We start from the raw sequence: 12063 nt of genomic DNA on the forward strand, positions 1-12063 counted from the left end.
GTTCGGCGAGCGCTTCGACGCTTGAGTATCTGAAACCGCATGGACCGGGACAGATACACAGACTTCAGGACACTCCCATTTGCGTTGGCGGGATTGTTCCCTCGAAATTGCAGACGCAAAGGCCATTCTATGACGCTCAATCCCGGCTCACTCTATTTCACCGCCGTCATCACCGATGCCAACGCACCATATGCGGAATCCTTTTCATTCGTGGTGACCCAGGCCGTGGCTCCGGGTGAACAGATCCAGTTCTGGGATGCCGACACCACGCCCGCGGGTTTCACCTATACGGTTGGTGCTGGCGGCCTCAGTCCGCTGGACCGGGTTACCATCGCCGAGTTTTCGACGCCCGCCAGCACCTTCACGATCCTGCAGGATCCGTCGGGCGGTTCGGTCTCGGGGCTGACCCTGGGCAGTGCCGCCACCTGGACCAACAACAACGCGGAAACCATCATGGCCGTGTCCGGCAACCAGGTGATTGCGGCGATCAACTCGCGGGACGCCTGGGACGAGAACTTCTCGGACATCGCGGCGTACGGTGTCAGCCGGACCGCGATCGACTCTTATCTGGCCGGAACGCCCGATCCCTCACCGGTTCTGTCGAACATCATCGGCACCCCGGCGGGGGCGGACAACTACATGTTCACCGGCACCGACCTTACGGGGCTGGACGATCCCGCCAACTGGACCGGGAACATCGACCCGGTCGACCACACGAACCCCAATGTGAACGGCACCACCTACGCGACGCAGGACGCCAACATCAGCTGTTTCGCGCTGGGCACCCTGATCGCCACGCCGCAGGGCGAGGTGGCGGTCGAGACCTTGTGCGCCGGCGACATGGTGCTGACGGCAGACGGGCCAGCGGTCGAGGTTCGGTGGATCGGGCGACAGACCGTCGTGAAACGCTTTGCCGGGGAAAAGGCTCAACTGGTCCGCATCGCGTCTGGGGCGCTGGGCAACCATTCAGAGCTTTTCGTGACCGGCGATCATGGCATGGTGCTTGACGGATATGTTGTGAATGCCTCGGCGCTGGTGAACGGCGGCAGCATCGACTGGGTGCCGCTGTCCGAGACGCCGGAGCGCTTCACCGTCTACCACGTCGAGACTGAGGCGCATGACGTCGTCCTCGCCAATGGCGCGCCGGCGGAAACCTTTGTCGACTATGCCACGCGGCGGACTTTTGACAACTACGCCGAGTACCGGGCGCTATATCCGGAAGACCGCAGCATTCCTGAACAGGCAGGGCCCCGGGTGTCCAGTGCCCGGCAAGTTCCGGCGCACATCCGGTCCAGGCTGAACGGCGGGCCAAGTCCGCACCGCGCCGCATCCCTGGCGCGGAGCTGTCCGAGCATTTGACTGACGCCTGCTCAGAGCAGGACTTTCCCGGTCGCTGTGGTCTTGCCGGGGGCCGGGCAAGAGATGATCGCAATCGTCCGGCGGCTGGCGCTGGCCGGGGCGCCCTGACATCGGGGTGGCACGACTGTCAGAATTGCGCGGTTGACGGGTGGTCTGGCGGATGGGTTGCCGTCCCAGGCAATAATGTCATGTTTCCAGTGGTTTGATCTCTGCATACCCAGTTCCGGGCGCGCTTCTGGGCGCCCCGCAGGCCCGGACCTACACCTACTGCTTTGCCGCCGGAACAGGGATCGATACGCCCTCGGGGCCGCGCGCGGTCGAGGAGCTGCGCGAGGGGGACGACATCCTGACCGCCGATGGCCGGGCCGTGCCGATGCTGTGGCTGGGCCGTCAGACCTTGGTCAAGCGGTTTCGCGGGGCCCGGGCGCAGCTTGTCCGCATCGCCGCGGGGGCGCTGGGCGGTGGTTTGCCCCGCCGCGACCTGCTGGTGACGGGCGACCACGGCATGGTGCTTGACGGTCTGGTGATCAACGCCGGGGCATTGGTGGGCGGAGCGGGCATTGACCTTGTGCCCCTGTCGCGAACGCCGGACCGGCAGACCGTCTACCATGTCGAGACCGCACGCCACGAGGTGATCCTGGCCGAGGGGGCCGCCTGCGAAACCTTCGTCGACTATGCGGGGCGCGCGGCATTCGACAACTACGCCGATTACCTGGCGCGACATGGGGCCGGGTGGCTCATCCCGGAAAACCCGCTGCCCCGGATCAGTGCCGCGCGGCAGATCCCCTGGCATCTGCGCCGTCGGATCGGCCTGGGCCGGGCGTCCTGACCCGCACGATTCCGGTAAGGTCTTGCCGGTTTCGGGGGCTTATGGCGCTGTCATTGGCAGAAAGGCGGTTGGCGGCTATGCTGACGGGACCATTTGAGAAGGAGTATCTTTCATGTCGGACTCGTCCCGCATCAAGTCGCGCCTCAATCGGGCGCTCTGTGCCTTTGTCTCGGTCCCGCTTAGTGCGCTGCCCGTGGCCGCCCAGGACGGCAAGCTGTCAGACCGCATTCCCGGACGGACGCAGGGCCGAACGCAAATCCGCATCGACCGCAGCAGCAAGATCCGCGTTCCGGGTCGCACCACTATCGGCAAGCGCCTGACCACCGGCGCCCGCATCGATGGCGGGCAGCTACGCACACCCAGCGGCATCCGGGTGAACCGGACCAGGATCGGCGACTGATTCCGCGTGCGGGCGGCATGTGATGGGGCGCGCCCGGTGCCTTGTGCCGGATTATGCGCTGCCTGACGCGCTCTGCGTGCCTTACTGGCGTTTCGACGTGCGCGAGGCACTGGAGGCCGTCGCCCGCACTGCGGCGCGCCACTGTGGCGTGATCCTGATCACGCCCGACCCGGCAAGTGCCCGCGACTTCATTGCCACGGTGGATCACCCCGATCACTTCGGTATCGTGTCGGGCGCCTTCGACAGCCCCTGGCTGCGCGATCACGCACCGATTGCCGTTAGAGAGGGGGACAGCATTCAGCTTGTGCGGCCTGCGCGGCCCGAAGGGGATCGCAAACACGATCTCTCCCTGTTCGAGACCATCCTGCCCGGAGCGGAGGAGGTGACCCGGCACATCGTGGCGGGCGGAAACCTGGTCGGCGGGCCGGGCGGCTCGGGATTCTCCACCACGGATATCCTGCGCGAAAACGGGTTGGACGAGCCTGAAGCGCTGGTCGAGACCGGACGCCAGCTTGGCCTCGATCACTGGCAGTTCCTGCCGCCTTTTCCGGACGATATCAGCGCCCATGCGGATTGCATGTTGCGGTTCCTGGGGCCGGGGCTGTGCGCGATCTGCGCGCGCGACGATACCCCCGAGGCGCGCGAGGTCAGTGCTGAAATACGCGCCCGCGTCGCGGAGACCTGCCCGGAGGTGGCCATCCTTGCGCTGCCCTGCGCCGCCACGGAGGCGTTCAACAGCCCGCTCAACTGGATCCAGCTGGGCCGCTGCCTGCTGTTGCCGCACTTTGATCATGCCGACCCGCTGACTGCGACGCGCACGCAACTGTTGCGCGAGGCCGGGTTCGACCCGGTGCCGATCCCCGCCATGACAGAGGGCCTGGGCGGGGCGCTGCACTGCCTGACCGCCTCGATCTTTGCCGCCGGGCCGTAAGGGGGGGGATTTGTCTTGCTCCTGTTACAAGGCCATGACATTGTGAACGTATAGTGAACATTTGGGGGTGTGACATGGATCTCAAGACGATTGCGCAAGAGCTGGTCGCGGGGTGCCGCGAGGGGCGCGAACTGGAAAACCTCGACAAACTCTATGCCGCCGACGCCGTTTCGGTCGAGGCTATGACGATGCCCGGCAGCGACAGTGCCGAAACGCATGGGCTGGACGGGATCAAGGGCAAACACGCCTGGTGGTCCGAGAATTTCGAGGTTGTCGAGGGCGACGTCGACGGGCCCTATGTCCACGGCGCAGGCAGTTTTGCGGTGATCTTCGACATCAAGGCAAAGAACCGGGCCACGGGTCAGGTGGACGCGATGAAGGAAGTCGCGATCTATACCGTCGCCGGCGGCCGGATCGTGCGCGAGGAATTCTATTACAACAGCGGGGACTAGCCGCCGGACGACTTGCGCAGCACCTCGGCCGCATCGGGGCGGGCCAGCAGTCGTTCCTCGACCTCCAGTGCCCGGGGATCGCTGCGGCGGTGTCCGGGCAGCAGGTCGGCGACTTCGAGATCCTTGGGCAGGGCGGCGCGGGTGCGGGTGTCGACCAGCATGGATTCCGCGGCGATCCCTTCGGCATAGATGATCTGATGTGTATCGAAGAGCATCTGGTAATAGTCCACGAACCCGCCCTTGCGACGGGCCACGGTATCGCCGTTCACCAGATGGCGGGCGCGGACCAGCAGTTCCGACCGGCCGGCGCCCAGGTGGTCACGCCGCTGGTAGATGAACAGCCGATGGTCGGGAGACACCAGCAGGTCACGCGTGTTGTTCAGCACACCTTCGCGAATGCAGATCGGGGCAAAGGCGCCCACGGCGCGCACCGTCTGTTGGCCGATCCAGCGGATCGGCTGCGGGCCGTCGTCGCGCGTCAGGATGCGGTCGCCGACCTGCAGATCCTCGACCGCGCGCTGCGCGCCGTTGGCCAATGTGATCATCGTGCCGGCGGTGAAGGAAACGCAGGCGACCTGGGCATAACGCTGCAGGGCGCCGTCACAGTCCACGCCGACCAGCACGTAATCCGCCCGTGGGTTCATCGGGGCCAGCGGCAGCAGATAGATCTCTGCCGCGTTGCCCTCATTATCGGTTTCGACCAGCACCAGCGCCTCTGTCGTCTGGCCATCGCCGGACATGAAGGTTACGCAACAATCCAGGTGCAGGTCGGCCCCGGCGGATCCCAGGGCGCTGGCGTCAGAGATGCGAAAGGGCGGCGTCGCCCCGGTCACGACGGTCAGCGGTTTCAGCGCCGCCAAAGGCGAGAGACGGTAGACATCGTCATGCACCAGCTCCTCGGCAAAGCCGATGGAATCGCCCAGGTTGGCGCCGTTCACCACCCGCAGCGCATCGGCGCGGTAGACCTGCAGGCTTTGCGTGGCGCGGGCGGGATCGGTCTGGGGCATGGCTCTTTCGCAAAGGGTTTGGTCACTGGATAGACAGGGTGGGCCATTGTATGCCAGCACAATGTGTCTTCAAATGGCCCCATATTCGACGTTTTGTCGGCAGGGCGGAAACAAAACAGGGAGCGGAACATGGATCTGGGAATTCGCGGAAAGAGGGCCTTGGTATGCGCATCGTCCAAGGGGCTGGGGCGCGGTTGTGCCGAGGCTTTGGCAGAGGCGGGCGTCGACCTGGTGATGAACGCGCGCGGTGCCGACGCGCTGGAAGAGGCGGCGCAGGACCTGCGTGACCGTTACCAGGTTTCGATCAAGACGGTCGCGGCGGACATCGTGTCGGAAGACGGCCGCGCGCAGGTTCTCGAAGAGGCGGGGGACGTCGACATCCTTGTGACCAACGCGGGCGGCCCGCCGCCGGGCATGTGGTCCGACTGGGGGCGCGAGGATTTCATCAAGGCGCTGGACGCCAACATGCTGACGCCCATCGCGCTGATGACCGCCCTGATGCCCAAGATGATCGACAAGGGATGGGGCCGTGTGGTCAACATTACCTCTGTCTCGGTCAAGGCGCCGGTGGCGGTTCTGGGACTGTCGAACTCGGCCCGCACCGGGCTGACGGGCTATGTCGCGGGCACCGCGCGGCAAGTTGCCCCCAACGGCGTGGTGGTCAACAACCTGCTGCCGGGGCTTCATGCCACGGATCGGGCGGTTTCGCTGGACCAGGGGGCGGCGAAGTCCGGCGGGATCAGCTATGAAGAGGCCAAGGCCCAGCGTGAGGCGACGATCCCGGTCGGTCGCTATGGCACGCCCGGGGAATTCGGCGCGATGTGCGCGTTCCTCTGCTCGCAGCATTCGGGCTTTATCGTCGGCCAGAACATCCTTTTGGATGGCGGTGCCAGCAACATGACCATGTAGGCGCATGGCACGCGGACCGGACGGGCAGGGCGGCGGCGCGGGGTTTTCCCTTGCTGACCAGTTGTTCAACGCGGACAGCTTGGGGGATCTTGCGCAGGACTATGCCGTCTTGCCCGGCTTTGACGCCGATCGTTTCCACCGGGAGGCGGTCGGCGGGCTCGAGGGGCGTGGGCTGCTGGAGCGGCTCGATTGGATTGCCACCTGTGTCGAGCGCCAGTTGCCGGCACCATTCCCCGCGATGGCCGAGGCGCTGGAGGCGGCCCTGCCGCCGCCTCTGGACCCGGCGCTGAGTGATGACGACTTTGGCCGCTTCATCCATGCGGTGCCGGGCATTCTGGCCGTGCGGCACGGGCTGGAGGATCACCGGGATCGCGCGCTGGACCTGCTTTACGAGGCCACCAAGCGGTTCTCGATGGAGTTCTATATCCGGCCCTTTATCAACCGCTGGCCGGACCAGACGCTGGCCCGGCTGGAGGATTGGACGGGGGATGACAACTACCACGTCCGGCGACTGGTCAGCGAGGGTACGCGACCGCGTCTGCCCTGGGCCGCGAATATCACGCTGGACCCGGCGGTGCCGCTGCGGTTCCTCGACCGACTGCATGCGGATCCGACGCGCTATGTCACGCGGTCGGTGGCGAACCACATGAACGACCTGTCGAAGGTCATGCCGGATAGAGTCGTTGCGCATCTGCGCGACTGGCAAGCGCGCAATGCGCAGGACCCGAAGGAAATGGACTGGATCACCCGTCATGCCCTGCGCACGGCGGTCAAGCGGGGCGAAGGCCCGGCGCTGGAGCTGCTGGGCTATCGCCCGGGCCATGTGCGCGCGCGGATCGAGGGGCTGGCAGACCGGGTACAGATTGGCGACACGCTGGCCTTTGACGTGTTGCTTGAGGCGGACGAGGCGCTGCCGGTGCTGGTGGACTATCGCCTGCGCTTCAACCGGCCAAAAGGCACGGCGGAAAAGGTTTTCAAGCTGAAGACCGGCAAGCTGGCCCCGGGCAAACCGTTGCGCCTGTCCAAGCGCCACGCGCTCAAGGGCAATGCTACAACTTACACCCTGCACCCCGGCGCGCATCGGATCATCGTGCAGGTCAATGGACAGGACGTGGCAGAGGCAGAGTTCGACCTGACTGCCTGAGTGGGCTCAGGCCTGATCCCAGCGCGCCTCGAGCACTTCCAGCGCCTTGATCCGTTCGGACGTCTTCGGGTGCGACATCAGCCAGGCGGGCACGGCGCCCGCACGCGACTTGGTCAGCTCCTCGAGCTTGCCAAAGAGCGATTTCTGCGGTGTCACGCCGATCCCGGCCTTTGTCAGCAGGGCGGCGGCATAGGCGTCGGCCTCGTATTCGTCAGAGCGCGACAGCCGTGCAGCCAGAAGAGAGGCCAGCCCGTTGGCGATGAGGACGCCGATGCCGGGCAGAATGCGCCCCAGGACCATCGCCAGAGCCGTTCGCAAGGCGTTCTGGCCGGAAAAGTCGATCATGCGCCGCCGCGTGTGCCCCAGCGCGACATGTCCCAATTCGTGGGCGATCACGCTGGCCAGTTCCTCGGCGCTGACCTCGCCCTGCTGGTACTTGCGATAGAACCCGCGCGTGATGAAGATCCGCCCGTCCGGCGCCGCCAGCCCGTTGATCGGGTCGATCTCGTAGATGTTCACGCGGATGCGCGGCAGGTCCAGCGCCGCGGCCATGCGGTCGGTCAGCCGCTTCAGCCGGGGGTCGGCCAGTTCCGTCGACTGGGAATCCAGCTCTTTTGCCGTGCGCCAGGCGGAGAAACGGTAGTAGATCAGACCATAGGCCAGGGCGAGCAGGATCGGGGTGAGTTTCAGCATGAGGGGAATATGGGGGCTTTGCGCCAATTGGGAAAGGTGTCAGGGCGCCATGTCGCGCTGCACCCATGTCATTCGGTCGAGCAGCCAGAGCTTGCCGAGCATGGTGACGGCGAGGCCAGTGAGGGTGAGGGACAGATTCAGCGCGACAAGGCCGACAAGCAGGACCAGCGTCCCGGCTGCGGTGAGCCCGGTTAGGGTCTTCACGACCGGGGCGTGATGGGCAAGGCGTGGATCGGTGCGGTTCTCGATCCAGGTCTTCTCACCGAGGACGCCCCGGCTCATCCAGTTGTCTCTTTTTGCCGGCTCGGGGAAGAGGCGGGGATTGAGAAAGGTCCAGAGCAGGACGAGGGCCAGCAGGAGCAGCCAGTACCAGCCGAGCCAGAGGCGGGAGAAGGCGGCGAGGGACAGCAGCGGGAGCACCGAGAGGCGGGACCAGCCGCTCCACGGGTTGGCATGGCGGGCCCAGGTGTCGTCCGTCATGGCGAGCAGGCGTTCGGATCGGTCGAAGGCGCCCATGAAACGCTCCATTCGGCTGGTTGAGCGTTGAGTGTCCGAAATCCAGGAAAAACCCGCAAGTCTGGCGCGCTCGCGGGTTTTCCCGATCGGTTTCAGCTTAACCGAAGGTCTTGCCAAAGCTCTCGCGGTGGAGCGCGGAGAGCTCTGCCAGCGGCGCCTCGGACTTGCCAAAACGCAGCGTGTCGCCGGTAAAGCGGCCCACGGCCGTGATGGAGACCCCGGCCTGGCCCGCGGCGATCATCAGCGCCTCGGCCGAGTCGAAGTTGCAGGAGATCAGGTAGCGGCCCTGGTCCTCGCCGAACAACAGGGCGGTGTCGTCCGTGTCCAGGTGCAGACCCACGCCCGAGGCCGCGGCCATCTCGAAACCCGCCAGTGCCAGCCCGCCGTCCGACAGGTCGGTGCAGCAGCGGATCCAGTCCCGGTTGGCGCGGATGAATTCGCCCGCCGCCTTTTCGGCGGCCAGGTCGACCGCAGGCGCATCGCCGTCCTCGCGGTTGAAGACTTCGTAGAGCAGGGCGGATTGGCCCAGGTGGCCCTCGGTCTCACCGACCAGCAGGGCGACATGACCGTCGCGCGCATAGTCGAGGATCGGGTCCTCATCCGCGGCGATCAGGCCTACGGCCCCGATGGTGGGCGTCGGCAGGATGCCCTGACCGTCGGTTTCATTGTAGAGCGAGACGTTGCCCGAGACGATCGGCATATCAAGCGCTAGGCAGGCCTGCCCGATCCCGTCCAGCGCGCCGACGAACTGGCCCATGATCTCTGGCTTTTCGGGGTTGCCGAAATTCAGGTTATCGGTGGTGGCCAAGGGTTTGGCGCCGACGGCGCAGAGATTGCGATAGGCCTCTGCCACCGCCTGCTTGCCGCCTTCGACCGGGTTGGCGCGGACATAGCGGGGGGTCACGTCGCTGGTGAAGGCCAGTTTCTTGTCGGTGCCGTGCACGCGGATCACGCCTGCGCCAAAGCCCGGCATGCGCATGGTGTCGGCCATGACCTGGCTGTCGTATTGCTCGTAAATCCAGGCGCGCGAACAATAGTTGGGGCTGTGCAGAAGCAGTTTCAGCGCGTCCACGGGATCAACCTGCGGCACGTCCTCCAGGGGAGTGGCCGGTTCGGTCGGCTCCCAGGGGCGGTCGTATTCCGGGGCGGAGGACGACAGGCGCGACAGCGGCATGTCCGCCTTGCACTCGCCGTTATGCATGATCAGGAAGCGGTCTTCGGGGATGGTCTCGCCGACGATGGCAAAGTCCAGGTCCCACTTGTCGAAGACAGCCTTGGCCTCGGCCTCTTTCGACGGGTCCAGCACCATGAGCATCCGCTCCTGGCTTTCGGACAGCATCATCTCGTAGGCGGTCATGTTGGTTTCGCGCTGCGGCACGTTTTCAAGGTCCAGCCGGATGCCCAGCTGACCCTTGTCGCCCATTTCGACCGCCGAGCAGGTCAGGCCCGCCGCGCCCATGTCCTGGATCGAGATCACGGCGCCGGTCTGCATCAGCTCCAGCGTCGCTTCCATCAGGCGTTTCTCGGTGAAGGGGTCGCCGACCTGGACGGTAGGGCGCTTTTCTTCGATCGACTCGTCGAATTCGGCGCTGGCCATTGTGGCCCCGCCGACACCGTCGCGGCCCGTCTTGGCGCCCAGGTAGACCACTGGACGCCCGACGCCCGAGGCCGCCGAGTAGAAAATCTTGTCCGCATCGGCGAGGCCCGCCGCAAAGGCATTCACCAGGCAGTTGCCGTTGTACGCTGGGTGGAACCGCACTTCGCCGCCCACGGTGGGCACGCCGAAGGCGTTGCCGTAGCCGCCGATCCCCTCGACCACACCATGCACCAGCTGGCGTGTCTTGGGGTGGTCCCTTTCGCCAAAGCTGAGGGAATTCATCGCCGCAATGGGCCGCGCGCCCATGGTAAAGACATCGCGCAGGATGCCGCCCACACCGGTCGCCGCGCCTTGGTAGGGTTCGATATACGAGGGGTGGTTGTGGCTTTCCATCTTGAAGACCACGGCCTGACCATCGCCGATGTCCACGACGCCCGCGTTCTCACCCGGGCCGCAGATCACCTGCGGGCCGCTGGTCGGCAGCTTCTTGAGGTGGATCTTGGACGACTTGTAAGAGCAATGTTCGTTCCACATCGCCGAGAAGATGCCCAGCTCGGTAAAGCTGGGGTCGCGATTCAGGATGCGCAGGATCTCGGCGTATTCGTCGGGCTTGATCCCGTGCGCCTCGATCAGCTCTTCGGTGATGGCCGGTTCCTGCATCGTTTGTCCCCCGTCTGCACTGTCGAGCGGTCTTTACGCGATGGCTAGACGCAGGGAAAGGGGGCGGATTGCGGCGCATGTGCGCGGAGACCGGTTATGCTGCAGGTGCGAAAGGCGCGGGCGGTTTGGTCTGTGGAATTACATCCTCATGGCGAACCCCTAGCGGAGCGAATTGTCTTTTGTTCACCCTAGGCGTGCAATGGTGGACTATGCCGAGATGTGAATTTTCGGCCATTTGTCAGAGTGGGTGATGAAAATGCGGGCAGATCTCACGGGTTGCCACTGGTTGACGCTTGGTCAACTGTTGGTCTGTGGCCCAGATCAAGCAAATGTCCTGCCAGGCGCCACATGATCTAGAGGCAAATCATGCGCAGACCGTCGGGCCAAAAAAAAGGCCGAGCTCAAAGCTCGGCCGAAGTCCAACAGGGAGGTATGAAGATGAACCGCGAATGAGCGTTTCATCGTTCATTTGCCGAATATGTCATCACGACTGACTCGATCAACCCATTTTACGTCGCAGTCGCAGCATTCCCGCTATGCGTGATGCGCATACCACAGTGATTAATGCACGTTTGGGGCGAGTTCAATCGTCTCCCATCGCGCGAACTTGGCGGCGATGGGCCATGATTTCTTCCTGCACGAAGTCGCGGAAAGCGGCTACACGCTTGGATTGTCTCAACTCTTCCGGGTAGGCGAGGAAAACCGGCACCTCAACCGACTCGACCTCTGGCAGGACGCGCCTGACGTTCGGGAAATCCTCGATGATGTAATCGGGCAAAACGCCGATTCCGAGGTTCGAGATCACGGCCTGCAACACGCCGAAATAGTTGTTCACGGTCAGCGTGGCCGGCAATTCGTAGGTCAGCAGCTCCTGAACCAGTGCCTTGCCCGAGGCGACCTGCGCGGAATTCGGATTCTGGCAGATCAGCCGGTGGACCTGCATGTCCTCCAGCGCCTTGGGTTCGCCATGCGCCTCCAGGTACTGCGGCGAGGCGTAAAGGCGCATCCGGATGCTCATCAGCCGTTTGCGGATCAGGTCCGCCTGGCTGGGTTCCTTCATGCGGATGGCCACGTCGGCCTCACGCATGGGCAGGTCCAGAACACGTTCCTCCAGCATCAGGTCGATGTTCAGCTCGGGGTACTTCTCGTAGAGCTTGAAAAGGCGCGGTGCCAGCCAGAGGGCGCCAAAGCCATGCGTGGTCGTGACCCGCAGCTTGCCAAAGACTTCTTCCTCGCTGTCGCGGATGCGGGCGGTGGCGGCGTCGATCCGCTTGATCATCGACGAGGTGGCGTCGAACAGCAATTCGCCCTGTTCGGTCAGGATCAGCCCGCGCGCGTGACGGTGGAACAGGGTGGTGTTCAGCGATTCCTCGAGCGCACGGATCTGCCGCGACACCGCCGATTGTGACAGGTGAAGCGTATCGCCCGCGTGCGTAAGGCTGCCTGCATCAGCAACCGCGTGAAATATTCTGAGCTTATCCCAATCCATGCCGCCACAGTCTTGTTTGTCTGTCTCATTATACGACAGAATGCGTTTGTTAAGGGGCTTACACGACTAACACGTCA

12 protein-coding genes are annotated in these 12063 nt (G+C 64.5%); 7 read left to right on the forward strand and 5 right to left on the reverse strand.

Features of this window, described 5'->3' with window-relative positions; translation table 11 throughout:
- Window positions 1-129 precede the first annotated feature (129 nt).
- From KZZ07_RS14985 to KZZ07_RS15005, 5 genes are all read left to right on the forward strand, one after another.
- A complete protein-coding gene (locus tag KZZ07_RS14985; protein ID WP_219515314.1) occupies window positions 130-1359 on the forward strand; it encodes a Hint domain-containing protein in 1230 nt (409 codons plus the stop codon).
- Between the two features lie 202 nt (window positions 1360-1561).
- A complete protein-coding gene (locus KZZ07_RS14990; RefSeq protein ID WP_219515316.1) occupies window positions 1562-2188 on the forward strand; it encodes a Hint domain-containing protein in 627 nt (208 codons plus the stop codon).
- A gap of 112 nt (window positions 2189-2300) precedes the next feature.
- On the forward strand, window positions 2301-2588 hold the full coding sequence (locus tag KZZ07_RS14995) for a hypothetical protein (RefSeq protein WP_219515317.1): 288 nt from the start codon (window positions 2301-2303) through the stop codon (window positions 2586-2588).
- Window positions 2589-2610: 22 nt separating this feature from the next.
- Complete coding sequence (locus tag KZZ07_RS15000) at window positions 2611-3519, forward strand: agmatine deiminase family protein (protein ID WP_219515320.1); 909 nt, start codon at window positions 2611-2613, stop codon at window positions 3517-3519.
- A gap of 74 nt (window positions 3520-3593) precedes the next feature.
- Complete coding sequence (locus tag KZZ07_RS15005; protein ID WP_219515322.1) at window positions 3594-3971, forward strand: nuclear transport factor 2 family protein; 378 nt, start codon at window positions 3594-3596, stop codon at window positions 3969-3971.
- Here the strand turns inward: KZZ07_RS15005 and KZZ07_RS15010 are convergent.
- Window positions 3968-4978 (reverse strand): Hint domain-containing protein, encoded by a 1011-nt coding sequence (locus KZZ07_RS15010; protein WP_219515325.1) that lies wholly within the window; start codon window positions 4976-4978, stop codon window positions 3968-3970. The genes KZZ07_RS15005 and KZZ07_RS15010 overlap by 4 nt on opposite strands.
- Before the next feature lie 129 nt (window positions 4979-5107).
- Between KZZ07_RS15010 and KZZ07_RS15015 the strand changes: the two genes are divergently transcribed.
- Window positions 5108-5887, forward strand: coding sequence for an SDR family oxidoreductase (locus tag KZZ07_RS15015; protein ID WP_219515326.1), 780 nt, complete (start codon window positions 5108-5110; stop codon window positions 5885-5887).
- A gap of 4 nt (window positions 5888-5891) precedes the next feature.
- Entirely contained in the window at window positions 5892-7031 is a 1140-nt protein-coding gene (locus tag KZZ07_RS15020) for a YhaZ family DNA alkylation repair protein (protein WP_219515327.1), read from the forward strand.
- Between the two features lie 6 nt (window positions 7032-7037).
- Here the strand turns inward: KZZ07_RS15020 and KZZ07_RS15025 are convergent, their stop codons facing one another.
- The 4 genes from KZZ07_RS15025 to KZZ07_RS15040 form a co-directional block, all read right to left on the reverse strand.
- Window positions 7038-7724, reverse strand: a complete 687-nt coding sequence (locus KZZ07_RS15025) for a M48 family metalloprotease (RefSeq protein ID WP_219515328.1) — start codon at window positions 7722-7724, stop codon at window positions 7038-7040.
- A gap of 39 nt (window positions 7725-7763) precedes the next feature.
- Window positions 7764-8240 (reverse strand): DUF6653 family protein, encoded by a 477-nt coding sequence (locus KZZ07_RS15030; protein WP_219515329.1) that lies wholly within the window; start codon window positions 8238-8240, stop codon window positions 7764-7766.
- 97 nt (window positions 8241-8337) lie between these two features.
- Window positions 8338-10497, reverse strand: a complete 2160-nt coding sequence (purL, locus tag KZZ07_RS15035) for a phosphoribosylformylglycinamidine synthase subunit PurL (RefSeq protein WP_219515331.1) — start codon at window positions 10495-10497, stop codon at window positions 8338-8340.
- A gap of 583 nt (window positions 10498-11080) precedes the next feature.
- On the reverse strand, window positions 11081-11986 hold the full coding sequence (locus KZZ07_RS15040) for a LysR family transcriptional regulator (protein WP_219515333.1): 906 nt from the start codon (window positions 11984-11986) through the stop codon (window positions 11081-11083).
- Window positions 11987-12063 lie beyond the last annotated feature (77 nt).

This window comes from Mameliella sp. CS4 (genome assembly GCF_019392335.1).
Taxonomy (GTDB): Bacteria; Pseudomonadota; Alphaproteobacteria; order Rhodobacterales; family Rhodobacteraceae; genus Antarctobacter.

Coding starts and splice junctions, on each gene's coding strand:
- KZZ07_RS15030 (WP_219515329.1), bottom strand. CDS start 8,240: ATGGGCGCCTTCGACCGATCCGAACGCCTGCTCGCCATGACGGACGAC.
- KZZ07_RS15010 (WP_219515325.1), bottom strand. CDS start 4,978: ATGCCCCAGACCGATCCCGCCCGCGCCACGCAAAGCCTGCAGGTCTAC.
- KZZ07_RS15005 (WP_219515322.1), top strand. CDS start 3,594: ATGGATCTCAAGACGATTGCGCAAGAGCTGGTCGCGGGGTGCCGCGAG.
- KZZ07_RS15025 (WP_219515328.1), bottom strand. CDS start 7,724: ATGCTGAAACTCACCCCGATCCTGCTCGCCCTGGCCTATGGTCTGATC.
- KZZ07_RS15000 (WP_219515320.1), top strand. CDS start 2,611: ATGGGGCGCGCCCGGTGCCTTGTGCCGGATTATGCGCTGCCTGACGCG.
- purL (WP_219515331.1), bottom strand. CDS start 10,497: ATGCAGGAACCGGCCATCACCGAAGAGCTGATCGAGGCGCACGGGATC.
- KZZ07_RS14995 (WP_219515317.1), top strand. CDS start 2,301: ATGTCGGACTCGTCCCGCATCAAGTCGCGCCTCAATCGGGCGCTCTGT.
- KZZ07_RS14985 (WP_219515314.1), top strand. CDS start 130: ATGACGCTCAATCCCGGCTCACTCTATTTCACCGCCGTCATCACCGAT.
- KZZ07_RS15015 (WP_219515326.1), top strand. CDS start 5,108: ATGGATCTGGGAATTCGCGGAAAGAGGGCCTTGGTATGCGCATCGTCC.
- KZZ07_RS15040 (WP_219515333.1), bottom strand. CDS start 11,986: ATGGATTGGGATAAGCTCAGAATATTTCACGCGGTTGCTGATGCAGGC.
- KZZ07_RS15020 (WP_219515327.1), top strand. CDS start 5,892: ATGGCACGCGGACCGGACGGGCAGGGCGGCGGCGCGGGGTTTTCCCTT.